Origin of the sequence: Prosthecobacter sp., from assembly GCF_020439865.1 — a bacterium.
GTDB lineage: Bacteria > Verrucomicrobiota > Verrucomicrobiia > Verrucomicrobiales > Verrucomicrobiaceae > Prosthecobacter.
This window is the reverse complement of sequence record NZ_JAGRPF010000021.1, coordinates 1-26,068: the sequence shown is the minus strand read 5'-3', so window position 1 is coordinate 26,068 and position 26,068 is coordinate 1. Positions and strand designations below refer to the sequence as shown.

The 26,068-nt window shown below is 60.5% G+C and carries 22 protein-coding genes; 16 read left to right on the top strand and 6 right to left on the bottom strand.

The features are described 5' to 3' along the window. Positions 1-12 precede the first annotated feature (12 nt). A complete protein-coding gene (locus KDL09_RS01760) occupies positions 13-1,302 on the bottom strand; it encodes a DUF1501 domain-containing protein (protein WP_294380702.1) in 1,290 nt (429 codons plus the stop codon). Between the two features lie 24 nt (positions 1,303-1,326). Further along, positions 1,327-3,420: a DUF1549 domain-containing protein gene (locus tag KDL09_RS01755; protein ID WP_294380701.1), complete on the bottom strand. Its 2,094-nt coding sequence runs from the start codon at positions 3,418-3,420 to the stop codon at positions 1,327-1,329. A gap of 216 nt (positions 3,421-3,636) precedes the next feature. Here KDL09_RS01755 and KDL09_RS01750 point away from each other — a divergent pair, with 216 nt between their 5' ends. From KDL09_RS01750 to KDL09_RS01740, 3 genes are all read left to right on the top strand, one after another. Next, on the top strand, positions 3,637-4,113 hold the full coding sequence (locus KDL09_RS01750) for a hypothetical protein (RefSeq protein WP_294380700.1): 477 nt from the start codon (positions 3,637-3,639) through the stop codon (positions 4,111-4,113). An 83-nt stretch (positions 4,114-4,196) separates the two neighbouring features. Beyond that, entirely contained in the window at positions 4,197-4,799 is a 603-nt protein-coding gene (locus tag KDL09_RS01745) for a hypothetical protein (RefSeq protein ID WP_294380699.1), read from the top strand. Positions 4,800-4,897: 98 nt separating this feature from the next. Next, the gene (locus tag KDL09_RS01740; protein WP_294380698.1) at positions 4,898-5,338 is read left to right on the top strand and encodes a hypothetical protein; all 441 of its coding nucleotides are present in this window, start codon (positions 4,898-4,900) and stop codon (positions 5,336-5,338) included. A 779-nt stretch (positions 5,339-6,117) separates the two neighbouring features. Here the strand turns inward: KDL09_RS01740 and KDL09_RS01735 are convergent. Beyond that, complete coding sequence (locus tag KDL09_RS01735; RefSeq protein ID WP_294380697.1) at positions 6,118-7,530, bottom strand: sulfatase-like hydrolase/transferase; 1,413 nt, start codon at positions 7,528-7,530, stop codon at positions 6,118-6,120. Positions 7,531-7,674: 144 nt separating this feature from the next. Here KDL09_RS01735 and KDL09_RS01730 point away from each other — a divergent pair, with 144 nt between their 5' ends. The 5 genes from KDL09_RS01730 to KDL09_RS01710 all read left to right on the top strand — a co-directional run bounded on the left by KDL09_RS01730 (position 7,675) and on the right by KDL09_RS01710 (position 14,739). Further along, the gene (locus KDL09_RS01730) at positions 7,675-9,957 is read left to right on the top strand and encodes a M48 family metallopeptidase (protein ID WP_294380696.1); all 2,283 of its coding nucleotides are present in this window, start codon (positions 7,675-7,677) and stop codon (positions 9,955-9,957) included. Positions 9,958-10,049: 92 nt separating this feature from the next. After that, the gene (locus tag KDL09_RS01725) at positions 10,050-12,305 is read left to right on the top strand and encodes a hypothetical protein (RefSeq protein ID WP_294380695.1); all 2,256 of its coding nucleotides are present in this window, start codon (positions 10,050-10,052) and stop codon (positions 12,303-12,305) included. Beyond that, positions 12,302-12,862: a hypothetical protein gene (locus KDL09_RS01720; protein ID WP_294380694.1), complete on the top strand. Its 561-nt coding sequence runs from the start codon at positions 12,302-12,304 to the stop codon at positions 12,860-12,862. The genes KDL09_RS01725 and KDL09_RS01720 overlap by 4 nt, the downstream gene beginning before the upstream one ends. Positions 12,863-12,895: 33 nt before the next feature. After that, positions 12,896-13,837, top strand: coding sequence for a metallophosphoesterase (locus tag KDL09_RS01715; RefSeq protein ID WP_294380693.1), 942 nt, complete (start codon positions 12,896-12,898; stop codon positions 13,835-13,837). A 47-nt stretch (positions 13,838-13,884) separates the two neighbouring features. Further along, positions 13,885-14,739: a sugar phosphate isomerase/epimerase family protein gene (locus KDL09_RS01710; protein WP_294380692.1), complete on the top strand. Its 855-nt coding sequence runs from the start codon at positions 13,885-13,887 to the stop codon at positions 14,737-14,739. Here the strand turns inward: KDL09_RS01710 and KDL09_RS01705 are convergent, their stop codons facing one another. Further along, a complete protein-coding gene (locus KDL09_RS01705) occupies positions 14,740-15,843 on the bottom strand; it encodes a Gfo/Idh/MocA family oxidoreductase (RefSeq protein ID WP_294380691.1) in 1,104 nt (367 codons plus the stop codon). A gap of 56 nt (positions 15,844-15,899) precedes the next feature. Further along, a complete protein-coding gene (locus KDL09_RS01700) occupies positions 15,900-16,259 on the bottom strand; it encodes a DUF3147 family protein (RefSeq protein WP_294380690.1) in 360 nt (119 codons plus the stop codon). A gap of 102 nt (positions 16,260-16,361) precedes the next feature. Between KDL09_RS01700 and KDL09_RS01695 the strand changes: the two genes are divergently transcribed. Further along, positions 16,362-17,693 (top strand): di-heme oxidoredictase family protein, encoded by a 1,332-nt coding sequence (locus tag KDL09_RS01695; RefSeq protein ID WP_294380689.1) that lies wholly within the window; start codon positions 16,362-16,364, stop codon positions 17,691-17,693. An 89-nt stretch (positions 17,694-17,782) separates the two neighbouring features. On the opposite strand, the gene KDL09_RS01690 is transcribed toward KDL09_RS01695, so the two are convergent. Beyond that, a complete protein-coding gene (locus KDL09_RS01690) occupies positions 17,783-18,976 on the bottom strand; it encodes a protein kinase (protein ID WP_294380688.1) in 1,194 nt (397 codons plus the stop codon). Positions 18,977-19,064: 88 nt separating this feature from the next. On the opposite strand from KDL09_RS01690, the gene KDL09_RS01685 reads away from it, so the two are divergent. The 7 genes from KDL09_RS01685 to KDL09_RS01655 form a co-directional block, all read left to right on the top strand. Continuing rightward, on the top strand, positions 19,065-20,171 hold the full coding sequence (locus tag KDL09_RS01685; RefSeq protein ID WP_294380687.1) for an ABC transporter ATP-binding protein: 1,107 nt from the start codon (positions 19,065-19,067) through the stop codon (positions 20,169-20,171). Then, on the top strand, positions 20,168-21,025 hold the full coding sequence (locus tag KDL09_RS01680; RefSeq protein ID WP_294380685.1) for an ABC transporter permease: 858 nt from the start codon (positions 20,168-20,170) through the stop codon (positions 21,023-21,025). Before KDL09_RS01685 ends, KDL09_RS01680 begins: the two co-directional genes overlap by 4 nt. Then, a complete protein-coding gene (locus KDL09_RS01675; RefSeq protein ID WP_294380683.1) occupies positions 21,022-21,792 on the top strand; it encodes an ABC transporter permease subunit in 771 nt (256 codons plus the stop codon). Before KDL09_RS01680 ends, KDL09_RS01675 begins: the two co-directional genes overlap by 4 nt. Next, the gene (locus tag KDL09_RS01670) at positions 21,789-22,568 is read left to right on the top strand and encodes a YdcF family protein (protein ID WP_294380680.1); all 780 of its coding nucleotides are present in this window, start codon (positions 21,789-21,791) and stop codon (positions 22,566-22,568) included. The genes KDL09_RS01675 and KDL09_RS01670 overlap by 4 nt, the downstream gene beginning before the upstream one ends. An 84-nt stretch (positions 22,569-22,652) precedes the next feature. Beyond that, positions 22,653-23,681 carry a fatty acid desaturase gene (locus KDL09_RS01665; protein ID WP_294380678.1) on the top strand — a complete coding sequence of 343 codons (1,029 nt, stop codon included), beginning with the start codon at positions 22,653-22,655 and terminating at the stop codon, positions 23,679-23,681. Between the two features lie 25 nt (positions 23,682-23,706). Further along, positions 23,707-24,726, top strand: a complete 1,020-nt coding sequence (lpxD, locus tag KDL09_RS01660; RefSeq protein ID WP_294380677.1) for a UDP-3-O-(3-hydroxymyristoyl)glucosamine N-acyltransferase — start codon at positions 23,707-23,709, stop codon at positions 24,724-24,726. 45 nt (positions 24,727-24,771) lie between these two features. Then, positions 24,772-26,068: helix-hairpin-helix domain-containing protein (locus KDL09_RS01655; protein ID WP_294380675.1), on the top strand; the 1,297-nt coding region annotated here is incomplete at its 3' end.

Here is a 26,068-nt window from a genome sequence, read left to right as displayed (position 1 = left end):
CCGCAGCTTTGTTTACGCGAACAATTCCATCACGGCCTTGCCCTTGTCTCCGACCGTGAAGGGGCGGTTGCTCGGGGACATGACGACTTCGTCGATGGGCAGGCCGAGGCTCCAGCCGATGGTGCTGAGGAAGTCCTGCGGACTCGTCTGCTTGTCGGCCACGGCCATGCCTTCCTTGTCGCTGGCACCGTAAACGAAGCCGCCTTTGATGCCGCCGCCTGCGAGCAGGGTGGAGAAGACTTTCGGGTGGTGGTCACGTCCGGCGTTGCCGTTGATCTTCGGACCACGGCCGAATTCCGAGCAGAGAACGACCAGCGTGCTTTCGAGAAGCCCGCGCTCCTTCAGATCATCGAGCAGTGCGGAAAGGGCGACGTCGAGTTCGGCGCCATGTTCTTCGAGGCCTTCGTCGATGTTGTTGTGCATGTCCCATCCGCCTTTGGCGACTTCGATGTAGCGAATGCCTTTCTCAACGAGACGACGTGCGAGCAGGCAGCCCTGGCCGAACTTGTTGCGACCGTACTTTTCCTTCAGCGCTTCCGGTTCGTCCGTGAGCTGAAACGCCTCGAGGTCCGTGCTGGACATGATGCTGACGGTCTTGTCATAGAACTGCGTGTAGCTCTTCACCTCGGCGGTCTGGAAGCGTTCACGGAAGCGTGCGTCGATCTGATCGAGCAGGACAAGGCGCTTGATGAGCTGTTCGGGGCTGGCGTCGCTCTGCGCATATTGCAGGCCGGAGTCAGGATCGAGGATCGGCAGCGGTGCGAAGCTGGAAGGGAAGAAGCCGTTGCCGTTCTGCGGCTGGCGATTCACGCAGACGCTGGAAGGAAGCGTCTTGTGGCTTGAGCCTTTGAAATGCTGCGCCCATGCGCCGATGTTCGGGTGCTTGATGGTGCCGCGTTGCTCATAACCGCAGCGGATCAGGTACTGGCCGCTGGCGTGCACACCCGTCTTGGAACTCATGCTGCGGATGATGCTGATCTTGTCCGCCTGCTTCGCGAGATTCTCCATCGTGCCGCCGAGCTGGAAGCCGGCCTTCGTGCTGATGGGCGCCTTGGGGCCCTGGGTGGGGCCGTCCTTCGGATCCAGCGTGTCGATGTGCGTCATGCCGCCGACCATCTGGAGGAAGATGACGTTCTTCGCCTTGCCAAAGCCGGGGCCTGTGGCGGGATTGATCGTGGCGGTTTCAGCCGCGAAGGAACGACCGCCGACGCCGTTCAAGACGGTGACGCCGAGCGCGGCCTGGGCCCAGCGTTCACAGAAAGCGCGGCGGCTGAGGGGATCGAGTTTGTTGGGAAGGCTCATGAAGGTGGTCGGTTGGAGGTTGGACTATTCCACAAAGACAAATTCGCGGGTGTTGAAGAGTACCCAGGTGAGGTCGCGCATCGTCAGGCCATTGCCGAGGGCGGCGACGGCGTCGCCAAGTTCGTTGGCCTGGGGTTTGCGGCTGAAGAAGGAGAGGTAGAGGCTTTCCACTTGGTGCTCGGGTGTCTTTTGAGCGGCGGCGGTTTCAACCACGAGGGAGTCGTCCTGTCCGATGACGCGCTGCGCCTCGCCGTTCATGAGCATCAGCACCTGAGGGATGCTGCCTTCTTCGCTTTCGCTGTCGGCGATCTGGCGGTCGCTCTGGCCGAACATGCGGAGGAAATGCTGGTCACGCTCAGGCTGCGGAAGTTCGGAAGCGCGGGCGAGCACGAGGCCGTTGCGCACCGGCGGATTGACGGCGAGGTCTTCTTCGTCGCCCTGCGCTGCCGCCTGCTGCATCTTGCGTTTTCTCTTGGCGTTGTTCTTGGGGGCGGCCTTGTTGCCGCCGAACTGGCGCATGCTGGCAAGGGCGTTTTCGATCTGCGTTTTGAGTGCGTCAGGGGTGGCGCCCTTTCCAAACTCGATGTTCAGGGCCTTGGCATACTGTTCGCCGCGGTGTGCCTTGAATTTGTCCACGTCGGCGCCGACGACGAGCGTGGCGCAGGAGTCCCAGGCCTGTTCGGCGGTCATGCGGCGGAGGATCGGTCCGGGGAAGAGGTAGGGCGTGTTGTCCGCCAGTTCGTGGCTGGTGGCCTCGCGCTGATAGGTCTGCGTGTTGCAGAGCACACGCAGGAACTGCTTGAGGTCGAATTTGAGGCGCACCATTTCCGCGGCGAGATGACGGAGCAGTTCCGGATTCACGCTGGCGTTGGGATCATCAAGGTCGGTCACGGGCTCCTTCACGCCGATGCCGAAGATGTGTTTCCACATGCGGTTGGCGATGGTCATGGCAAAGCGTGGATTGTCGGGGGAGGTCATCCACTTCGCGAACTGGGTGCGCAGTTCTTCGTCGTTCTTTGTCTGGATGCCCTGGTAGGCCTTCTTCGTCTTGTCGTCGCTCCAGACGATGAGTTTGGGCGCCACGTGGTCGCCGGGCTTGGCGTCCGGATACTTGTAGTCATCCGGAAGCTTCATGTCGTTCTCTCCGGTTTCTTCGATGGCCATGCCGTTGACACGCAGGAGGTTTTTCGCCTGCTGCTGAAGCCTGCGGTCATCCAAGGATGCGACTGCTTTGCGCATCATCGCGGCGGTTTCGCTCTTGCCGCTTCTCTTGGCACCGAAGGTTTCCGTGGCGCCGAAGAAAGCGGCCATTTCATAGAACTGACGCTGCGTCCAGTCGGCGAAAGGATGATCGTGGCACTGGGCGCAGGAGACGTTCGCGCCGAGAAAGGTGCTGAGCGTCAGGCTCAGGTTGTCGAGCCGCATGCCGGCATCACGCAGGAGGTAGCCGGTGGCGCCGTTTTCCAGCAGCTTGCCGTCCGCTGTCATCATGGAGTACACCACCTTGTCCCAGGGGACGTTGTCGGCGATCTGGCCCTTCAGCCAGTCCTGATAGGTGTAGTAGCGGACCTTGTTGGCGCTGTCGGCCATGCGCAGCATGTCGGCGAAGTAGTTGAACAAATGGCTGTTGTAGCCGGGGGAGTTCAGCAGGCGGTCGATGACCTTGGCGCGCTTGGAGACGCTGGGGTCGTTGATGAACTCGAGTGTTTCCTCCCGGGTCGGAATACGGCCCGCCAGATCCAGAAATACGCGGCGCACGAACTGCTCGTCGGAGGCGAGGGGATTGGGTTTCAACTCGGCCTTCTTCAACCCAGCCTCGACCAGCATGTCGATGCGCGCGGCGGCCTGGGCGAGATTGGGGTCGGCGGGAATACCGAGGCCTTCGGGCTTCAGGGTTTTGGCGGCCTGCTGGTCTTCGGCGGAGAGCTTGTCGAGCGGAATGCGATAGACGTAACCGTTGCGGATCTGGAGGAAGATCTGCCCGTTTTCGATTCCGCGGAAGGTGGCCTCCAGCTTGCGCCCCTGGGTGTCCGTCCAGGTGCGATAGACTTCATTGTCAGCCTGGAGCCCGGTAACAAGGAGGGCACAGGCGAGCGGGAGGAGGAGGCGCGTCTTCATGCGCGCTCAAACGATTGAGTCCTTCGCAAGTTTCGGTTCTTTTTTTGTAACTGGCAAAAGAATGGAGGTGCGGAGCGGAGGCGGCGGGGCTGTCGCCGCGTGGAATTCAATCATCCTGGCATTGACCCGCCACGTGAAGGCAGGGTAAAAGCAGAGTCGCAAAGCGTTCGGAGCGGTGATCCATGCCGCCGTTGGGAAAAACAACCTCTTCCATTCATGAGCACGAACATTGACAGCTTGAAGGCGAACATCCGGCGGTGGACTCTCATTCTCGGAGTTCTGCAGATCACGGTCGGGTGCCTGATCGGATTCACCCCGCCGCCTGCGGTCGCGTGGTTCCGCGGCATCGTGATGGCGCACATTGAATTCACCGCCAACGGCGTCCTGATGGTCGTGTTTGGCTTTCTGGTGAACGAACTTCGTCTTGGCGCCACAGGTTTGAAGGTGTGGTTTGGGACGTTGCAACTCGGCACCTGGTGCAACGGCGCGGCGGGCGTGGCCGCGGCCATCATCGGCGCCTCGTCGAAACTGATGCCGACGCTCAATGAGAAGTTCCCGCCTCCGCATGGCACGGAGCATCCGCTGGTGTCTGGCTCGCTGAAGCTGTGTGGTGTCACCATCATGGTGGCGCTGCTGATGACGCTTTATGGTCTGCTGCGGCGCCCTGCGCCCGCAACGCCGGAGGCATTGTAAGGCCGGCATTTGGGTGTCCCCAATTGAACAGCGCATCCGGTTTGATGAATCTTGGATGAATCCATCGTTGTTCCCAAACCATCATGAACAGAACCCTGCTCGCCCTTTCCTGCTGGATCACGTTTGCTTCCGCTTTTGCTGACAGTCCTGCACCTCCGGTGCCCCGGGTGTTCACCAGCGAAAGCGGATCAGGTGTTTTCTTCACCATGGTTCCCGCCAGACATGGCAAAGACTTCAAAGTCGAGCGGGAAGCGTTCGGCGTCGCCTACAAGATGGATGACGAAGGCAAATTCAAAGAGCTGTATCGGACGGAAGGCTGGTATTCCTTCTCGGTGTTCATCTCCAGAGACGGTCAATACCTGGTGCGGATGGGACCGTGGTCGGTCGGGAGAGAGCCTGCCCAGGATGACCTCGCGGTCGCCTTCTACAAAGACGGCAAGCTGTTGAAGGAGTATTCCACGGCGGAACTCGTTCGTGACAAAAGCAAGGTCGTCGCAACCGTTAGTCACTACTTCTGGCAGGCACCGTCTCCGCTGGACGACTCGGTGACCGCCGCCGAGCGGCTCAGGCTCCGGCTGCACCTCGGCTACGACAACGAGTTCCAAATTCACACCATCGACGGATGGACCTACACGTTTGATGTGACGTCGGGCAAGATCATCTCCCGGGAGCCGACGAAAAAGTAATCTGAGGCTGGTGGCAACGGCCTATTGTGTTAGCGGAGTCTTGCGCTCGCCGTCGCCACAGCAACGTCCGTTTGGCCAAGCAACCAAGTCCATCGCCTATGCACACAAGAGTCGAGTTCAAGTCTGCCGCGTTTCCGAAGTATGCTGATGAAGATGCAGAGACAGTAAACCCCGGCAGATGGGGCAAACGTCTCGCCGAGTTTGTGCGAGACAATCTTCCGAAGCATGGAGTTGGCACGACTGACATCCTTTGCGAGGACTGGGGATGGCTCGTGAACACCGATCACAAAGACTTCCCTGTTTGGATTGGCTGTGGTCCACTCGATGAGGTCGTTGATACGGAGAATGGACCAGACATCCAGCCCGGCCAGTCGCCCGATGGCCTGATTGAGTTTGCCATCTTTGTTACAGCGGAGCCCGGATTTTTTCAGCGCGTCTTCAAGCGGGTTGATACTGCTCCGGCGGTTCAGCGGACAGTCGATGCCTTGAAGTCACTCATTGAATCTACCCCGGAGATTATCGAACCCACATGGGACTAACGCGAAAACCCAACAAGGAACGTGCGAGGGCGAACAAAACGCTGGCGGCAACGGCTCGTAGCTGTCTGTCGCATGATTGGAGTCTTGCGCTCGCCGTCGTCACAGCAACGTCCGTTCGCCCAACAACTGAATCCATCGCGAGACCATGAAGTTTGTCCGCAGTCTGTCAGCAGCTTTCACTTTGATGCTCAGTTCGTGCGTGGTATTTCCGCACTCGGACCGCCTCGCCGAGAAGGTTGTTGGAAGCGTTGTGAATGAGAGAGGCGAGCCAGTGTCCGGAGCCAAGATTGATTATATCTTTCGTGGACTTCACCATGTAGGGCACACCCATTCCAAGAGCGACGGCAGCTATGCCTTCGGCCCCTTTCGACAGTGGTTTTGGATCACTTATGTCGGATCACCAGGTGTAGCGCCTTTCCCTTACTTCCTTGAGGGGCATGGCATGCCTGATATGTTGCGAGTGACCTCGGGAGAGGCATGTGCTGTGTATCTCCGAGGCACGAAGGCCGAATTCGAGTCCAAGGCTCCTTCGACCTTGCGGCAGGACTTGGCCCTGCCCACTCCTCAGCGCTGGCTGGGCAGCAGGTCGAGGCTTGTTCTGACCTGCGCCATGAGGGATCGAGACCCTCCGCACTTGCAAAAGGATTGACGACGCCACGATATGAAACACGCAGACAATAAGAGGGTGAACGAAGCGCTGGTGGCAACGGCTCGCAGCCGTGTGTCGTGTCACCGGAGTCTTGCGCCCGTCGTCGCCACAGCTTAGATGTTAGGCCGACCTACTCCGTGTGCCGCTTGGCCTTGGAGCCGCCGCCTTTCCAGATGTTGTACTTGGGATCGGCGTATTGATCGAAGAAGGCGTTGAGGCGTTTCGCCATGTCGGCGCGGGTGGCTTCGGTGCCGGGCTGGCCGAAGAGGTTGAAGCGCTCCTGCGGGTCGGTCTCCATGTCGTAGAGTTCGTAGGGGCCGTCGGGGTAGCGGGCGACGTATTTCCAGCGCTCGGCGCGGATGGCGCGGGTGGTTTCCATTTCGTAGAAGACGGTGTTGTCCCAGACGGCGAGTTTTTCGCCGCGCAGGGCGGGGGAGAAGTCGCGGCCGGGGGACGGGGGCTGCTGCGGCATTTTGTCGGCGAGACCGAGGTGACCGAGGACGCTGGGGAGGAAGTCGTAGTTGCTGACGAGGGCGTCGCAGGTCTGGGCGGCGGGGATTTTGCCGGGCTGGCGGAAGAGGAGCGGGATCTGCATCATGAGCTCGTGGGCGCCGGTGGGGCGGAAGTGGTCGCCCATGCCCCACATGCCGTTCTGGCCGCCCATCCAGCCCTGGTCGGCGGCATAGACGACGAGGGTGTTTTCATCGAGGCCGTTGGCTTTGAGCGCGGCGAGGATTTCGCCCACGCCGTCGTCCACGCCGGAGGTTTCGGCGGCGCAGCGTTCCATGGCGGTCTGGGTGTTGTGGAACTGTTTGTTGGCCCACTGCCAGGGATGCATGGCGTCGCGGGGGAAGCTGGTGAACGGCTTGCCCTTGTAGTAGGCGGCGTGGCGGTTCTGCGGCGGGTTGCTCATGAGCTTGCCGAGGTTGTAAGGGCCGTTGTAGGCGAGGTAGAGGAAGAAGGGCCGGTCCTTGTTCTGCTGGATGAATTCGACGCCCTTGCGGGTCCAGAGGTCGGTGGTGTAGCCGGCTTCGACGCGGATCTCGCCATTCTCGATGATCTTCTGGTCGTAGAACTCCTGCGTGCTGCCGTCAGGCTTGGTAATCCAGGAAGTGAAGCCCTCGCTGGGCGTCATGTTCGCGCCAAGGTGCCATTTGCCGCTGAGGCCGCAGGTGTAGCCGGCATCGCGGAGGATCTCGCCAAGGGAGGTGAATTCCTGGAGCGTGTTGTAGGCCTCGGGGCCGATCATGTACTTGGGATCGAGGAAGGAATGCAGGCCGTGCTGCGAGGGGATGAGCCCGGTGAGGAAGGTGGCGCGGGTGGGGGAGCAGACGGGATTGCTGCTGAGGGCGCGGGTGAAGCGGATGCCTTCCGCAGCCATCTTGTCGAGGTTCGGCGTGCGGATGTCCGGATTCCCGTAGCAGCCGAGGGTCCAGGCGCCTTGGTTGTCGGTGAGGATGAAGACGAGGTTCGTGGGCTTCCTAGCAGCGTTGGCGCAGGTGAAGCAGACCAGCAGCAGAGCGAGGAAGCGAGTGACCTTCATGGTAGCAGAACGGGACGGCGGAGGCCGAACTTGCCCTGCACAAGTCGCCAATGTCTGGCAAATCATAACAATTAACTAGAATTACCATATTAAACGAGGTTAATTATGTGCCTGCGGGCCGACTTCTGACGGTCTCGATCTTCCATGCCCTCCTCCAACGTCCCCGAGAAACCGGTCAAGCCAGTGCGCATCGCACCGTGGCGAGGGCCGTTGCATTTCGGGCTTCTGGTGGTTTCGGCTCTGGCTTCACTGACGCTGCAGTTCACCTACCTCCTCCTAGTATTGGGATTGTTCCTGTGGATGTGCTGGCAGGTCTATTTGATCACCGGCAGCATGGCGCGCGAAGGATTGATCCAGTGGCGCACGGTTTTGGAGCTGCTGAAGTTCGCGTTCATGGGAGTGACCTGGGTGTTCATGCTGCGCCCGCTTCGTCCGAGACCGAAGCACGCCAAGGTGGCGATCCAAATCACCGCCGCCACCCAGCCTCAGCTCTTTGAACTCATCCACATGCTCTGCATCCATCTGCGCGCCAACCCGCCCGTGCAGGTGTGGCTCGACACAACGATCTCCGTGCGCAGTTCGATGTTCGGAGGACTGTTTGGCATCCTCACGGGCCAGACGACGCTGCACCTGGGGCTGCCGGTGATCTCGGTGATCACGGCCCGCGAGCTAAGCGGACTGCTGGCACACGAACTCAGCCACAACGCCGGAGGCATCAGCACGATCTTTGTGCATGCGGTGCGTGAGATGAACGCGTGGTTCTTCCGCGCGGTGATGGAACGTGATTCCTGGGAGATGCATCTGAGGGAGAAGCCGAAACGGGAATCCGAGTGGCACAAGCAGGGACGCAGAGTTGTCCGTGGTTGGATGTGGGCGGCCAAGATTCCCTTCATGATTCTGGCGCTCGCCTCACGTCTGGTGAGCTCGGTCACGCTGTGGCTCATCCAGCGTTCGGCGGAGCGCACCGGTGCCAACGTCATCGGCGAGGATCTCTATGACCGGATGCAGCGAAAGCTTGCGCTGCTGGGCGGTGCATGGAAGGCCGCAGAGCAGGAGATTCAGCGCGGAGTCATTCAACACCGTCTGCCGGAAAATCTCTCGCTGCTGATGGCGCGCCATGTGGCGGCATCGGCCAAGGCCAACGCCTCCCAACGTGCCGAAGCGGGCGAGGCGCCCACGGAAGCCAAAGCCGCGGGCAAACCGATCAAGGGGGAGGCGCTGGTGGCCTATCTCTCCCTGATGCAGCCTGCGGCCTCGGTGATGCGTCAGTTCGTCGACATCGCGCGCCAGGTCACCTATTTCTACTATCAGCATGATCTGGGGCTGAACCTGCACGAGCACCGCATGGTGGCGGATGAGGAGGTCATTCATCAAAACCGGCGCGAGGAGGAGGCGCTGCTGGTCATTCGTCGTTATTTCGGCGGACTGGCGCACCCGGAGCGTGCATTGTGCGGCCTGGGCAGCACGCCGACGACCTCCACCGACCGCGACGAACTGCAGCGCGAGATCCGGCGCGTGCGCGACGAAGTCGTGGCATGGGGGCCGCAGTTCAAGGTGGCCTTGCAGGAGTGGAACCAGGCCTGGCAGCGCCGGCGTGATCTGGAGGCTGCCGCCACGCTCAGCCTCGCGGGATTCACCGTTTCACGCATGCAGTTTGGCACCGAGGATTCGAGCCCGGGTGCGCTGCGCACCGAGGCGGCTCGGCAGCGCATGGTCATGGAGCACATGGAGGGACCGCTTCAGGAGCGCGAGCGTATTTTGGAATGCCGGTTCGCCTCCGCGCTCGGCATGCTGTGGTGGAGCGAGCCGTCTGAACTCAGCGAGTGGCTGCGTGGACGGCGGCGCGACCTGACGGCGTGGGTTACCATCTATGAGGCGATGGCCGGGGCGCTGCCATCCTTTCGCGAACTGCTCACCACGTTCTTCGCGTTCCAGACACTCGGCGCGAAGTTTGCCAACGTCGATGATCCCAGCGCATTCCTCACCGCGCTGCAATCCGTGGTGCCCAAAATGCTCAATCTGGTGCGGCAGATCGTCTCCACCATGGACGGGGCGCCCTATCCTTTTGCGGACAACGGCAAAACCATCTCCTTGAACGATCATCTGCTGCCTGCGCCTCTGCCGGAGATGCCGGGTGTGTCGATGACGCTGCTGGACGCGGCGAGCATGCGTGCGATCGGATTAAAAATGGCGTCGCAGGCGTCGGAGTGCGTCGCTCCCTATGTCGATGCGTTTCTGGGGCTCTATCATCGCGCCTTTGCCTGGCTGGCAGAATCCGCCGAACGCACTGAGATGCACTTCATGGGGGCTCTCACGTTTGGTTCCGCCACGGAGATCCTGCTACCGGATGAATTCACCACCCAGCGCCTCGGCATGAAGGCCAAATCACCCGACTCCATCGCTGCATGGAAACCCCCGGCTGGATGACGAATGGAATTCTCTCAGCCACAGTGGAAACGCTGGCTTGAACATCCGGCGCATGGAAGGATAGTCCCTCCATCTCTTTCCCAAGCGCCCCCATGTCGGAGCCGAGTCAATTCAGGCAATATCAAATCGTTCAGGACGCCGACGGCAACAACGTCGAGCTGGTCCGTAACGCCGAGCAGGTGGCGGTGCTGGCCTTTGACATGCAGAGGCTCGAGTACGTGCACTGTCATGTGCTTCTGGAGCCTTTGTCCAATCGTGCCGCTTTCGATGAGGCCTGCAAGGCGCTGCAAAAGCGCGGCCATCCGGCACTGGCGCGGATGATTGAGTTTGGCGAGGACGAGGGCAATCCGTTTTACATCACCAGCAACATCGATGGCGAGGCGCTGCGCGGATACCTCGCCCGCCAGCAGGAGATTCCGGGCTGGCTTGCGATCATGATCGCCTGCCGTTCTCTGGAGACTGCCGTGGCGGTGTGTGAGCGCGGGGAGTTTCTCACCGAGTCGCCGCTCGACAGCTTCCGCGTGGTGCAGACCGCCCCGCAGGCCGTGCAGGTGCTGGCGGCAGATTTTCGGGTGCTTGATGGCAGCGGAGGAAAAAAGCGGGCGTTGAAGCCCAACTTCGAAAAGCAGGCAAGATTCCTCCGCACCTTCCTATCCGAGCAAGGGGGCGCCGGACCGACGCTGCCAGATCATCTTCTGCCCGCCACGGACTTTGGTGAGTTGCTCGACGCATGCCTGTCCAGCGCAGGCGTCGGTGTCATAGCCGCCATGCGCGAACTGCGCACCAATCTGCAGAAGCTCGCGCCTGAGCAGTTGTCAGGTGAGATTCCCGCTGCGCAGAAACCACGAGCGCTGCTCGCGCCGCTGCTGGCGAGCTATCAGGAGGTCGCCCGAGGTCTCGCCAATCTCGTGCGTGTGCAAAGCCAGCGTCTCGACATGGCGAATCCGTATAGCATGCGGGGCACGCTCACGAAGACGGGGCGCTCCGTGCTCATCGAGCAGATGCCGTCCTCACGCATTTCCTGCGCCAAGGTCAGGGAGGTGGACAACTCAGCCTTCAAGATCACGAAGCAGCGCGGCAATTCGAGCCTCGTCACTCTCGCGCTCGTCAACGAGGCGGAAGACATCACCTGCATTGCCGAGGAGATCGTCGAAGGCATCAGCCTTGCCGAGCTCATGCGCGAACGCCGCAGTCTGGACGTGCAGGAGGCCTATCTCGTGCTAGCCGGACTCGACACCGCGCTCACGCAGCTCGACAACTCCACACTCTCTGCCAGCAAGCTGCGTCTGGATGACATCTTCCTGCTCACCGGTTTCGCACGTGAGGACTCCCGCAGCACCAAGCTGCTCGTCTCGAAGTTGAATGAGTGGCCTGCCTTCAACATCATCGTGCGTGCTCATCCCACGCTCGCCTCCATGTCCGGACGTGGCACCGATCCCGCCACGTTGCTGCCACCGGCGCGCGGCACCACCACCACGGTGTGGCATGCCGGATGGCTGGCCGCGTTGTGCAAGTTTCTGCTGGGAATTGAATCTCCCGTTGGCGTTCTTGCTGCGCCCGAAGGCGGGGCTCGCGAGCGCGAAACAGTCGCCCGTCTGCTCGATGATGAAATCGCCAAGGTGGCGGAGTCGAAACCCGCTCAGCGCAATGATTTTCTGGCCCGTTACGCGCGCATCATCCAGCATTACGACCTCGTCAAACCCAACGAGCCTGCGCGTGCCGGCGGCACGGAACCTGCGGTGGACTATGGCCTGAAGCCACGTCCAAAAACTGTTCCTGTCACCAAGCCTGCTGTGAAGCGTGAGACGTCGGTGCCGCTCGCCTCCGAGTCGCTGCGGACTCCGGTCGCCCTCACTTCCGGCGGTGCGACGCAGGGCGAGGAGCCGACGATCGGTTTTGCCGAACTGCTGTTCCGCAACGCTGACAGCGAACCCTCGCCGCCCGATGCTCCCGATTGGGCGCGTGCCGCCGCCAGCGCTCCGCCCACGCTGGCCGAACATCTCATGCCTGGCGACGACGTACCCATGTGGCTGAAAGCCGCGGTGTTCCTCGGTGGATCGATGGTGATCGGCGCCATGTGCGCGCATCTGTCCGGCGGAGCACTCTGGCAGAAAAAGCACGGAGCCGAGCCGGTGGAAGCTTCGAAAAGCGGTGACTCGTCCGCCGTCATGCCTGCGCCTGTAGTGGTGCCCGCACCCGCTGTGCCGAAGGCCGTTCCCGTCGTCGAACCGCCGGTCGTCGTCGCTCCTCCGGATGACGGAACGAAACGCGGACGCGGTGTTTCTCTGACACTGCCGCCGGGTGCCGGCAGTTTGCGTGAGCAGCTTGCACCCACATCACCGCCATGAAAAAAGACATCCTTCGCATCTTCGCCTGCGCGCTGCTCGCCTGCAGTCTGACGTCCTGTCCTGAGACCACGGTGGAGGATGATTTCGGCCTCAAGCCCGTTGGTCTCAAAGCGGGCAACTGGAGTGGTTCATGGACACCCGTCGATGACGACGATGCCGTGCAGTTTGCCGTCACGGATGCCGCGCAGGGGCTCATCCTGATGACCGAACCCGGCAAGAAGAACGCCGAACCTGTGGAGTTCAAACTGCGTCGCGCCTCCGCGGATGACAAGGTGGAGCTGTTTTTCGCAGTCGTTCGTGAACGCAAAGAGAAGAAGGGCGGAGCCTCGCTCTTCCTCATGCGCGAGCCCGAGAAAGATGTGTTGTTCACCTGGAGCATCAATCACGACGCGGTTGCAGCCGCCATTCAGTCCGGTCAGCTCAAAGGAACCGTGAAACCCGACAAGGACGGAGCGCACAGCCACCTCGACTCCGACCCCGCCAACTACGTCAAGCTGCTGGAACCGCAGTTCTGGAACTGGTCCGAACCGATGTGCCTGAAGCGTGCGAAGAAATGAGTCCTTCGGGCTGTATGTGAATGCATGCAGCCGATGTACTCGCGTTCCGCTTTCTCCCGTCGTCATTTTCTTGCCAGCGCCGCCGCCTTCAGCGGTGCGGCCGGATGGTTGAGCGGGACCGCTTCTGATGCAGCCGAGCCCAAGCCTTTCTCCTTCGTCTTCTTCACCGATCCTCACGTGCAGCCGGAGAAGGGAGCCACCGAGGGCGTGAAGCAGGCCTTTGCCAAGGTCAATGCGCTGGAGCAACGACCTGACTTCGTCATCACCGGCGGGGATTTGATCATGGACGCGCTCAATGTCGGCATGGACCGCGTGCAACTGCAGTGGGATCTCTGGGACGAGTGCCAGAAGACGCTTGAGGTGCCGATCCATCACACCGTTGGCAATCACGATGTCACAGGCTGGTCTTCCAAGGCCATCGTCAAACCTGGAGACAGCGGCTATGGCAAGGCGATCTTCTCGGAGCGCTACGGGCAGGGCAAAACCTATCGCAGTTTCGATCATGGCGGCTGGCACTTTGTCATCCTCGATTCCATCGGGCAGGATCCGGTCACGCTCGACTACAAAGGCTGGATCGATGACGACCAGCTTGCCTGGCTCAAGGCGGATCTTGAGAAAACCGGCACGCAGACACCTGTCATCCTCGTCACACACATTCCTTTCTATTCCGTCTGGCATCAGGTGCTCAAAGGCCCGGCCTTCCCCTTGGATGGGAAGGCTCTCGTCGGCAACGTCTTCGAGTTCCGCAAGCTGCTCGCGCTCTACAACATCAAGCTCGTTCTCAGCGGTCACGGTCACATCTCCGAGCGCATCCAGTTCGACAAAGTCGTATATCTCCAGGGCGGCGCCGTGTGCGGCATGTGGTGGAAAGGTCCCGTGCATGGCAATCCTGAAGGCTTCGTGCAGATCGACTGCCATCCTGATGGCAGCTTTCAAGATCGCTACATCAGCTATGGCTGGAAAGCGCGGGCGTGAAGTCTGCCTGAAACGCCTTTGATTTTAAACAACGCTCGAATCTCAACATGAACCGCCGCCGCTTTCTTCAATCCACCGCTGCCTTGGGTGCGGTCGCTCTTTCTCCCGTCACGAGTGCTCACGCAGGCCAGTTCACCGGCAGGATTCGCAAATCTCTCAAATGGAGCATGGCGCAGAAAGCAGCGAAGGACATGTCGCTCGCGGAAGCCTTCAAGAAACTGCGAGCCTGTGGTTATGATGGCATCGAGCCAAGTCTTCTCGGTCATGTCACGATGCAGAACGCTGATGAATGGACGGCTGCGAGCCGGGAAAGCGGTCTGATCATTGACGGCACCGTTGGCGGACGCAGCGAAACTTTGGAGGCCGGCATCGATCTCACCAAGAAGCTTGGCGGTGATTCGATGCTTGTCGTTCTGGCCTATCCGCAGGAGCAGCCGATCCAGCGGACCTGGAACGAGTCTGTGGCGCGCATGAAGAGTGTCGCTCCGCATGCGGAGAAGCAGGGGATCAAGGTGCTGATCGAAAACGTCTGGAATACCTTTCTCATCAGCGCCTATGACATGGCGCGTTTCATCGATGAAGTAGGCAGCCCATGGGTGCAGGTGCATTTCGACATCGGCAACATGATGCGCTGGGGGGTCGCCGAGCATTGGGCGCAGGTGTTGGGGAAACGCAGCCAGAAACTCGACGTGAAGGAATACGATCTCGCCAAAGCCATGAGCGAAGGCATGCGCAAAGGATTCGACACGCCTCTCGGTGAGGGCAGCATCAACTGGCCTGCGGTTCGCGAGGCGCTTGCCCAGATCCAATACACCGGCTGGGCCGCCGCGGAAGTGAAGGCAGGTGACTGGGACTACCTCGCCGATGTGGCGAAGCGCATGGACCGTGTGCTCGACATCTGATCAAAGTTTCAAGTCGATCACTTTCGATCCGTCTCTGGCCGAAAGCAGACATGCATCCAGCACTTGTTGTGTCAGCAGGCTGATCCTGGGCCAGTGACCGTCGATTCTCCCCGAGAGCACGAGATCGGAGAAGGTGTGAAACATTCCTGCCTCCTGGGAACCCGGCGCATTGCTGCTGGGTTCATCGAGAGCCTCGACAATGCGTCCTTCATGCATGTCGAACTGGCAGCAGTTCTGCACAAAGTCGGAACGGGTGAGGCTGTATTTGGTTTGAGCGCCTGAGAAAGGCAGCACGAAGTCGGAGACCTGCAGCAGTCCTTTGCCTCCGCTGACGATGGCCCATTCAGCGTTCGTGGTGGTGAAGGAGCAGTAGTAGGAGGCAGACGCTCCGTTGGCAAAACTCAGCGTTCCGGAAAACTCGAGAGGCACGGGTGGTGCATCCGCCGTTTGCTGCGTCTCGGCATGAATGCGACCGGTCACATGGGTGGGGACGGCGTAGTTCATGGCCCAGAGCGTGAACCGCAGGCAGTACCAGCCCAGATCACCCAGGCAGCCCAGCGGTTCGAGGGCTCCATGTGCACGGATGTTGCTGCGCCGGAACTCAGCATCGCTCATGAAGCTGAACTGCGAAGCAATGTGACGCACCTGACCGACTTCATCGTCCACCACGCCGCGAAGCTGCTTCAAGCGTCTGCCGTGCATGAACATCACGCCGTCCATGAACTGCACGCCGTGCTTCTCGCATGCTGCGATGATTTCGGCGACATCCGCAGCGTGAGCGCCCACGGGTTTCTCCACCAGCACGTGCTTGCCTGCCTGTGCCGCGCGAATCACCCATTCTTTGCGCAGACCTGTAGGCAGCGGGATGTAAACGGCGTCGATGTCCGGCCTCGCCAGCAGTGCTTCGTAGCTTGCCATCGCCTCCGGCACAACTGCGTGAGGAGCGCAGGCCTGGCATTCGTCGATAAAGGCCGATGCACGTGCCACGTCGCGACTGGCCACGGCGATCAGCATTGCATTTCCGGCATCGCGAATGGCCTGCCAGTTTTTGCGTGCGATGAATGCGGCACCCAGGATGCCCCAGCGACAGTGGTTGGTGTTCATGACGGATGAAGCCTGTTGCGCGGCGCGCCGTCAAGGCCCCACGCATGAAAGCGTTCTCAAAGCATCAGCCCAAAACGGGCGCCGACACTGCGCAGCAGCGCGAACAACAGAAGGGTGAGCACGGCGCTTCCGCCAAGAGCTCCGTAAAATCCCCACCAGCGTTGAAACCATGGGAAGAGCAGAAACATTGGCAGCGTCGGCAAAACGTACCAGAAGATGTAATACATGTGGTCCGCCGTCTTCTGTGCGCGGATCTCGGGGGCGCTTTCGTAGTGCACCCAGAAAAGCGTGATGATGCTGACGAATGGAAGCGCCGCGAGCAGGGCGCCGAGTTTGTCGCTGCGTTTCACCATTTCACTGACCAGGGTGATGACGCCGGCGCTGAGCAGGTATTTGAGGATGAGTTTGAGGGTCATGAGGATGAATTGGAAAAAGCGGTAACGATTCGCGACGGACGGGCTTTTCCGGCACAACAAGATCATGCGCACGGGCGTGGTCGCAACCCAACACCACCTGTTATGAAAGCGATCCGCATCCAGCCCATCCTCGCAGTCGCACTGGCATGGTCTTTCGGGACCCATGCAGAAGCGAAACCGCCGAAGCAACCGCCGCCGCCACCACCCAATGCGCCCTCCGCACCGGATCCGGGGTCACCACCACAGGGAGTTCCGCCGGAACAGCTTCCGAGAAAGCAGCCGGCGCAGCGTCCGCAGCCTCCGGACAACCCGCCGCTGCCGCATCCGGACCAGCATCGTCCGCAGTTTGGTGATCCGCTGCCGGGTCTGACACGGCAGCAACTGGCAGAGTTTGTCGATGGCAAAGAGGACTTCGAAGATGCGGAGAACGAGGCAAGCGGACTGGGGCCCATCTTCAACCGGAGTTCCTGTGTGACCTGCCACGCCTCACCCGCGACAGGTGGTGCGGGCCCCATCAACGTGACTCGTTTTGGTCGCATTGAGAACGGTGTGTTTGATCCGCTGGCCGGTCTGGGGGGATCTCTTCAACAGGAGATGGAGATCAACGCGGTGCTGCATGAAGTGGTCCCGCCGGAGGCGAATGTGGTGGCCCAGCGCAATTCCACGCCGTTGTTTGGCCTCGGTTTGATCGAGGCGATTCCAGATTCGCAGATTCTGCGCAATGAGAGACGACGTCCGGTGGATGGTGTGCTGGGCAGAGCGGCCCGGGTGGCAGATGCCGCGACAGGGCGGATGATGATCGGACGGTTCGGCTGGAAGGCGCAGCAGGCCACGCTGCTGAGTTTCTCCGGTGACGCCTATCTGAACGAGATGGGCATCACCAACCGGCTCTTTCCGGTGGAGAATGCTCCGAACGGCGATGACCAGCTGCTGGCCCAGTACGACACGGTGGCCGATCCGGAAGATGTGGTCGATCCCGCGACGGGCAGGGGAGACATTGATCGCGTGGCCGATTTCATGCGCTGGCTGGGTGCGCCGCCGCGTCTGCCGCTCTCGAACTCCGCCGCCCGCGGCCGTGGATTGTTTCAAAGCACCGGCTGTGCGATCTGCCATGTGCCGGTCATGTTCACCGGGCCAAACCGGGCGGCAGCGCTGCGAAACAAAGAGGTCTGGCTGTTCTCTGACCTGCTGCTGCACGACATGGGTTCATTGGGAGACGGCATCGCCCAGGGACCCGCGGATGTGCGTGACATGAAGACGGCGCCGCTTTGGGGACTGCGCGCCAGCGCTCCGTATCTGCATGATGGTCGTGCTGCGACGGTCGATGACGCCATCAAGGCGCATGATGGCGAGGCCAAGGCCGCGAGGGATCGCTACATGAAGCTCAACGAGCAGCAGGTGCAGCAGCTGCTCGACTACCTGATGTCCATCTGAGTTTGGTGTGATTGGAGTGGGAGAGTGAAGCAGGCAGCGATGCCTGCTTCATTCATTGATCCCAACCGGATTGATTCGGAGGCGTTGGATCACTTCTTCTTCGCTGCCGGTTTTCCTTTTGCCGGAGGCGGGGTGGGAGTCTGACCGCAGCGTGGCAGAACAAAAATGGCGAGCATCAGAACGATGGCCGCAGCCGCGATCAGGATGGGCTTGAGGTTCGCGGCCAGGGGCGACTTCGGTTTGCGTGCCGGAGTCCCGTAGTTCCTGCGCGGAGACTGCACCACCGTGGTCGGGCGTTTCGATTTGTTGGCCGCCACATGAGGGCCTGCTGCGATGGGGATGGTGCTCGACGTTGCATGCCGGACACCTTGTTGTGGGTTGGGCAGAATGACCGGAGCCGAAGGCGGTTGATGGACCGGACTCGCCGGCGGCGTGGGGGCGACTTCAGGAGGTGCTTCAGCGCGCGACGATGGCAGTTCGGGCAGATTCGGTGCCTCGCGGCGTTCAAACAGGACCCGGGCGGCTCCTGCCTTGCGCGGACGTTGTTCAGGATCGGCAGCCAGCAGGTGCATCACCCAGGCACACATCCAACTGGGCACATGCGACGCCAGCTTCACCAACGGCGGCAGATCGTGGCCGAGGTGCTTCAGGCGCAGCTCTTTCAAGGCGCGTCCGTCAAAAGGTGGCCTGGCTGTCAGCGCCTCATACAACACACATCCGAGGGCATAAACATCGGTTCGGCGGCGGGTCGTTCCGTCCTGCCACTGTTCCGGGGCGGTGCACCGGTAGGCACGGATTTGCTCCTCTTTGCTGTCATCCAAGGCCGCGAATCCCTGGCCAAAGCCGTGCAGTGTCACATTCCACTCGGCAGGGGAACTGCCTGAGATGCGCACGAAGTCTGGTCTGATGCTGCCATGCACGATGGTCTGCTCATGCAGGGCGTCCAACACCTCCAGAAGCTGAGTTGCCACAACCTCAAACTCCTTCTCCGTGAGGGGGCCGCGCTCGAGCATCGTGGTCAAAGTCTCTCCCGGAAGGGGACCGGAGACGATGGAATAGAAGCCGTCCTTGTCGGCGCCGAAATCGATCAACCGGTCCAGGTGGGGGCTTTCCACCGTGGAGAGCTGCCGGAACAACTCCTGCAGTCCTTCGATTTCGTCCGGTTTGGTCGTTTTGAACCGCCGCAGGCGGAGTTCAGCCCCACGCTTGTGGTCGCGGACGAGGGACAGCTTGCTGGCGGTGTCTTCCTCCAGCAGGTGAAGAATTTCAAAACGAGATGACATTCAATAAAGCTCGTCTGTTCCGGCGAATCCCGCAAGCTTCTTGCCACATCCATTGTTTGAGGGCTACTGTACCTGCTCAACCCTCTTCATGGACGATTTTCTTGTTATCGACCACGTGACCAAAACCTTCGGCGCCCAGCGTGCCGTGGACGATGTTTCGTTGGCCGTCTCACCAGGGGAGGCCTTCTCCCTGCTGGGCCCCAGCGGCTGCGGCAAGACCACACTGTTGCGAATGATCGCCGGATTCGAGCGGCCTGACCGCGGCCGGATTCTCGTGGCAGGCCAGGACATCACCGAGCTGCCGCCGGAGCAGCGTCCTGTGAACACGGTGTTTCAAAATTATGCGCTCTTTCCGCATCTCAACGTGTGGGAAAACGTGGCCTTTGGTCTGCGCATGGGACGCCGGCCGCGTGAGGAGATCCGCAGCGGGGTGGATCGCATGCTCGAACTCGTGCGTCTGGCCGAACATGCCCGCAAACGTCCCGCCCAGCTCAGCGGCGGCCAGCGTCAGCGTGTGGCCATCGCCCGCGCACTGGTCAATCGTCCGCAGGTGCTCCTGCTCGATGAACCGCTCGCCGCGCTCGATTTGAAGCTGCGTCAGCACATGCTCATGGAACTGAACACCATACACGAGCAGGTCGGCACCACATTCATCTATGTCACGCATGATCAGGGCGAGGCCATGAGCCTTAGCAATCGCATCGCCGTGATGAACGCAGGCAAGGTGGAGCAGATCGACTCCCCAGAACATCTGTATGAGACACCACGCAGCAGCTTCGTCGCCACCTTCATCGGTGATGCCAATTTCTTCACCGGCAAGGCTGTCGAAATGCAGCATGAGGGCTATGTGCGCGTCATGATTGAAGGGCTGGGCAGTCCGCTCGTGCTCAGCAACGGCGTGGTTTCGTCGAATCAAATGCTGCGGCTCATGGTGCGGCCGGAAAAGATCAGTCTCACGCTCAAGCGTCCTCTCAGCGGCGAACGGGTGAATGCCTTTCCCGGCGTTGTGGAAGACTCCTCCTACTTCGGCTCGCACACTCGTTATCGCATCCGTGCCGGAGAACATCTGATCACCGCCCAGCTGCAGCGCAGCCGCTTCAGCGGCGGGGAAATATCTCCGGCGCATGGCACGTCGGTGTGGATGAGCTTCCATCCGGATGAGGGCCGCATCGTACGGCTGGAGGACGCCGCGTGATTTCAGGTTCTCGAGGCTCCAAGCAGTGGCTTCTCACCCTGCCTTCGCTGGCCTGGCTCGGGGTGTTCTTTGTGATTCCGTCCATTCTGGTGGTCCTTACCGCCTTTCGACCGGCGGATCTGCATGGAGGTGTCGGTGCGGGGTGGACGATGGCCACGATTCATGAGCTTCGTGATCCGGCCTACCTGCCCATCCTCTGGCGCACGGTGTGGCTCAGCGGAGTGACCACATTGGTCTGTCTGGTGCTGGCGGTTCCCATGACCTTTCAAATGGCGCGTGTCGGACCACGCATGCGGCAGTGGCTGCTGTTGCTCGTGATTATTCCGTTTCTCTCCAATTTCCTGATTCGGATCTTTGCCTGGAAATCCCTGCTGCATCCCGAGGGACCGCTGACACGCCTGCTGGTGTGGCTGCACTTCATTTCCGAAGATGCCATGCTGCTTAACAACGTCGGCGCCGTGCTTCTGGTGCTCATCTACACGCAGTTGCCTTTTGCCATCCTGCCGCTCTACGCCGCCGCCGAGAAGTTTGATTTTGCTCTGCTCGATGCCGCGCGTGATCTCGGCGCGGGGCCGTGGCGTTCGTTCTCCAAGGTGTTTGTGCCTGGGGTGCGTCGCGGGCTTGTTTCCGCGGCGGTCATGGTCTTCGTCTGCTCGGTCGGGCAGTATGTGATTCCGCAGATGGTGGGAGGAGCGTCGGATGAAATGCTCGGTAACAAGATCGCCCAGCGAGTATTTTCTGATCGCAACCTGCCCCATGCCAGCGCACTCGCGGGCGGACTGATGCTGGCCGTGCTGGTTCCGATGCTGGTGGTTTCCATCTGGCAGCGATTTGGCCGAAAGGAGGCGTCATGAAGCGTTCGTGGATCCCTTCACTGATCACTCTCGGCGTGGTGCTCTTTCTGTTTGCGCCGTTGGTCGTTCTGGTTGCCAATTCCTTCAATGCCTCGCGCTTTGGCGGTGAGTGGGAGGGTTTTACTTTGAACTGGTATGAGAAACTCTGGGCGGCAGGCGAGGTTTGGGAATCGCTCTGGATCACGCTGAAGATCGCCGTTTCTGCTTCGCTGGCCGCGATGGTTCTGGGAACGCTGGCCGCATATGCACTGCATCGCTTTCGGTCGTGGCTGCAGAACGTGCACCACACGCTCATCACGCTGCCTCTGGTCATGCCGGACATTCTCATGGGCATTTCGCTGCTGGCTCTGTTTGTTCTCACCGGCATCGAGACCGGACTGCTGACAATCTGGATCGCCCATGTCACGTTCTGCCTGAGTTTCGTCACGATGGTTGTGCTCGGGCGTTTGCAGGACTTTGACTTCACCTTGATCGATGCCGCGCGCGATCTTGGCGCCACGCGGGCGATGGCGGTGAAAAAGGTACTGTTGCCGCTCCTGCTTCCCGGTGTCCTCGCCGGAGGACTACTGGCCTTCACGCTGTCGATCGACGATTACGTCATCACCTTCTTTGTTTCAGGTCCTGGCACCACGACGCTGCCGCTCCGCGTCGCCAGCATGATGAGAACCAGCCGCAGCCTGCCCATGATCAACGCGCTCAGCACGCTGCTCATCGCCAGCACCTTCGTGCTCGCCGTTCTCAGCTCCCGCCTCCAACGTCGCGCATGACGTCCTTCCTCAAATCCTGTGTCGATTTCATGGAACCGCCGGGCCTGATCTGGCTGGCACTGTCCATCATGTGTGTTCTTCACATTCGCCGCCGTCGCTGGCGTTCGCTCTGGCTCACAGGCTCGGCCTGGCTGCTGCTCACGGTCACCGCGGCGCTGCCGGTGTCGCAGTTGCTCGTGGCCTCGTTGGAAAAAGAATGGCCGCCGGTGGATCTTGCCAGCCTGCCGGAATGTGATGCGATCATGGTTCTCGGTGGCACGGTCGAGCCATCCGTGAAGGAACCTGCAGGGATTCACTTTTTTGGCGGATCCGACCGTCTGTTCACTGCGGTGACTCTCGCAAGGATGGGGAAGGGCAAAAAACTCATCATTGGAGGAGGGGCGTTCAAGACCACCGACGGCCGCTTTGTTTCTGAGGGTGACAGCGCGAGAGACTGGATCCGGTCCTGGCAGTTGACCTCGATCCCGATACAGAGTCTCGGTGGCTGTCTGGACACGCATGACGAGGCGGTCAAAGTGGCGGCTCTGGCGAGGGAGAACGATTGGAAGCGCATTGCGCTCGTGACATCTGCCTACCACATGCGTCGCACGCAGGCCGTGTTCGCCAAGGCGGGCGTGCCTGTCGTCCCGGTGCCGTGCAATTACGAAAGCGCTCTCATGCGCGGCCGTTCTCTGAAATGGATCAATGTTCCGAACGCTTCGCACCTCACTCTCTTTGAAACATGGATGCACGAGGTCATCGGCTGGTGGGTCTACAAGTTGCGCGGCTGGATTTGAGGTGTTTCTGTCAAATGGGGGCGGTGCAACAACCGGGTAAACAGAGCTTGCGCTTTAACTCCTGCGAGGGTTGGGTGCCCTTACATGACTAGTGGCCTGGCTTTAGCCGATTCCATCATTCTTGGCGGAGAAAGCAGGACGGGCCCGGAGCTTATCCTGGCGACGAAACGTTATGCCGTCGACCGCACGGCCAAAAGCTGGTGGTGCATCCTTTCCACCTTAGCACTCTGGCTCGGAGTGATCGCAGGTACACTGTATGTTTCTCATCCGGTGTTCATGCTGGTTTTCAGCATCCTCTCCGGTCTGCTGCTGCTGCGTTTGTTCGTCATTTATCATGACCAGCAGCACAATGCCATCCTTCCCACCTCACGATTGGCCGAGTGGTTCATGCGTGTCTTTGGAATCATCGCTCTGAGTCCGAGCAGCATCTGGCGCAGTTCGCACAACCATCATCACAACCACAATTCGAAGATCAAAGGATCCCACATCGGTTCCTTCCCGATCATGACGAAGGACCACTTTCTCAAGGCGTCCAAGTCGGCGCGATGGATCTACCTCTTCATGCGTCATCCGCTGACCATTCTCTTTGGTTATCTCTTTGTCTTCCTGCATGGCATGTGCCTGCGCCCGTTTGTGATGAAGCCGCGGCAGCATTGGGACTGCCTCCTTGCCCTGCTCGTTCATGCGGGCATCGCCGGTGCGCTGATCCATTTCTTCGGCTGGCAGGCCTGGTTGTTCGTCCAGGTCATTCCGCACTTCATCACCTACGCGATCGGTTCCTATCTGTTCTATGCGCAGCACAATTTTCCGGATGTGTCGTTCTATGACAAGGCGGGCTGGACCTATGAGCGCGCCGCGCTTGAGTCATCCAGCTACATGAAAACCAGCCCGATCATGGCCTGGTTTTCCGCGAACATCGGCTATCACCACATCCATCATCTGAACGCACGCATTCCGTTCTATCGGCTGCCCGAGGTGCTCAAGGCGATGCCCGAATTGCAAAAGCCCAAGATCACAAGCCTGCATCCGCGGGACATCCTGCGCTGTCTTCGACTGAAGGTCTGGGATGTGGAACTGCAGCGCATGGTTCCGCTTCCCGTCGCCTCAAGCTAAGGGTCCGTTTTCAACAGCTATTCTTATGTTCACCGTCTCATACCTTGCAAAGCAGATCGGTGGCGAAGTCATCGGTGATGGAAATGTCGCAATCACCGGCATCGCGCCCGCTGACAGCGCGCGCGAGGGCGATCTGACTTTTGCGGAGAAGGAGAGCTATCTGGCCGCCGCCGAAGCCAGCCAGGCCACCGCTGTGCTGGTTCCCGCCGGTTTCGAATCTGCCGCGAAAGTGCTCATCCGTGTCAAAGACCCACGTGTTGCCATGGCGAAGGTTCTGCCGCTCTTCTTCCCGCCTGAATCGCATGCAGCAGGCATTCATCCCGGTGCTGTGGTCGATCCGGCTGCGCAAATTGACCCCACTGCAACGGTCGGGCCGCATTGCATCATCGCTGCCGGAGTTCGCGTGGGCGCACGTTCTGTCTTGATGGGCAGCAACCACATCGGGCGTGACAGCCACATCGGCGACGATGTCTGCCTGTACCCAAACGTGGTGTTGTATCCGAAAACGCAGCTCGGAAACCGCGTCATCATTCATGCAGGCACCACCATCGGCTCCGATGGTTACGGTTACGTCTTTGATCAAGGCCACCACCGCAAGATGCTCCAAGTCGGCAATGTCGTCATTCACGACGATGTCGAAATCGGTTCCAATGCGTCCATCGACCGTGGTGCGCTCGGTTCCACCGTGATTGGGCAGGGGACCAAGATCGACAATCTCGTTCACGTCGCACACAACGTCGTCATGGGCCGCCATTGCCTCATCATGGGGCAGGTCGGATTTGCGGGCAGCACCGTGCTGTCGGATTACGTCGTCATTGCCTCGCAGTCCGGCATTGCCGGTCATCTCAAGCTGGGAACGCAGGCCACCATCGGCGCCAAGTCCGGCGTCATGCGCGACATTCCCGCGGGAGAAACCGTGCTCGGCTATCCTGCCGCTCCTGACAAGCAGGCAAAGCGCCAGTGGATCGCCATGTCACAGCTTCCCGATGCCCTGCGTCGATTGAAGGCGCTGGAGAAGCGGATGAACGGGACGACAGCAGATTGATCAATTCGCGCTTCACCTGCCGCGATCTCACGCCATGATTCGCGCATGACCCGCGAAGACGCCGCCACCATCTTTGAACGCATCGCCATCCTGCTGGAATTGAAGGGGGAGAACACCTTCAAGGTCCGCGCCTACCGCACCGGAGCGGAGATCGTCGAGAGCTTCAGCGGTGACATCATGAAGCTCGCCGCCGAGAACCAGCTCACCGGCATCAAGGGGCTCGGCGAAGCGCTGCGTGACAAGCTGCATGAGATGGCCACTACCGGGAAACTCGAGTTCTACGAGAAGCTGAAGGCCGAGTTTCCGGAAACTCTGTTCGAGCTGTTCGATGTTCAGGGACTCGGACCGAAGAAAGTGGCCGCGCTGCATGCCGAGCTAGGCGTGTCGTCGATTGCCGAGCTCAAACGCGCCTGCGAGAGCGGCGAGGCGGCCAAGCTCTCCGGCTTTGGTGGCAAGACGGTCGAGAAGATCCTCGAAAGCATCGCCTTTCGCGAACAGCACGCGTCCGAGTTTCGTCAGGACCAGGTCTATGCACTTGTGCAGGAAATTCTCGAGGCCTTGCGCGGGCATCCGAACGTGTCGCATGCCGAGGTCTGTGGCAGTTTCCGTCGCGGCAAGGAGACCGTGCATGATCTCGACTTCCTCGTCTCCACCCGGCAGCCGGAGAAGGTCATCGAGACCTTCGTGCAACTGCCCATCGTCGTCGATGTGATCGCCAAGGGGCCGACGAAGGCCAGCGTGCATGTCACCCATGGAGTGCAGTGCGATCTGCGCGCTGTTTCCAGCAAGGAGTTTCCCTTTGCGCTGATGTATTTCACCGGCAGCAAGGAGCACAACGTCGCCATTCGCCAGCGGGCGCTCGCCCGCGGCTGGTCGCTGAATGAGTATGCCTTCACCCAGGTGCCGGATCATGCCGATGCGGCCGTCATTCCTCCGGTCCATGACGAAGCCGATTTGTATCGCGCACTGGATCTCGACTTCATCGATCCGGAACTGCGCGAGAACCTGGGCGAGATCGACGCGGCGGAGCACGGCGGACTTCCCCGGCTGGTTCAGCTCGAAAACCTGCGCGGAGTCTTCCACAACCACACCACGGCGAGTGACGGCGGCGCCACGCTGCGCGAGATGGCGGACACTGCGCATGATCTGGGCTTTCAGTACCTCGGCATCGCCGATCACAGCAAGTCCTCCTTCCAGGCCAACGGTCTCGATGAGAAACGACTGCTGGCGCAGATCAAGGAGATCAAAGAACTGAACGAAGAGCTCGCCGAGGAAGGCTTCCGCCTCTTTGCCGGCAGCGAGGTGGACATCCTCAAGGATGGCAGCCTCGACTTCAGCGACG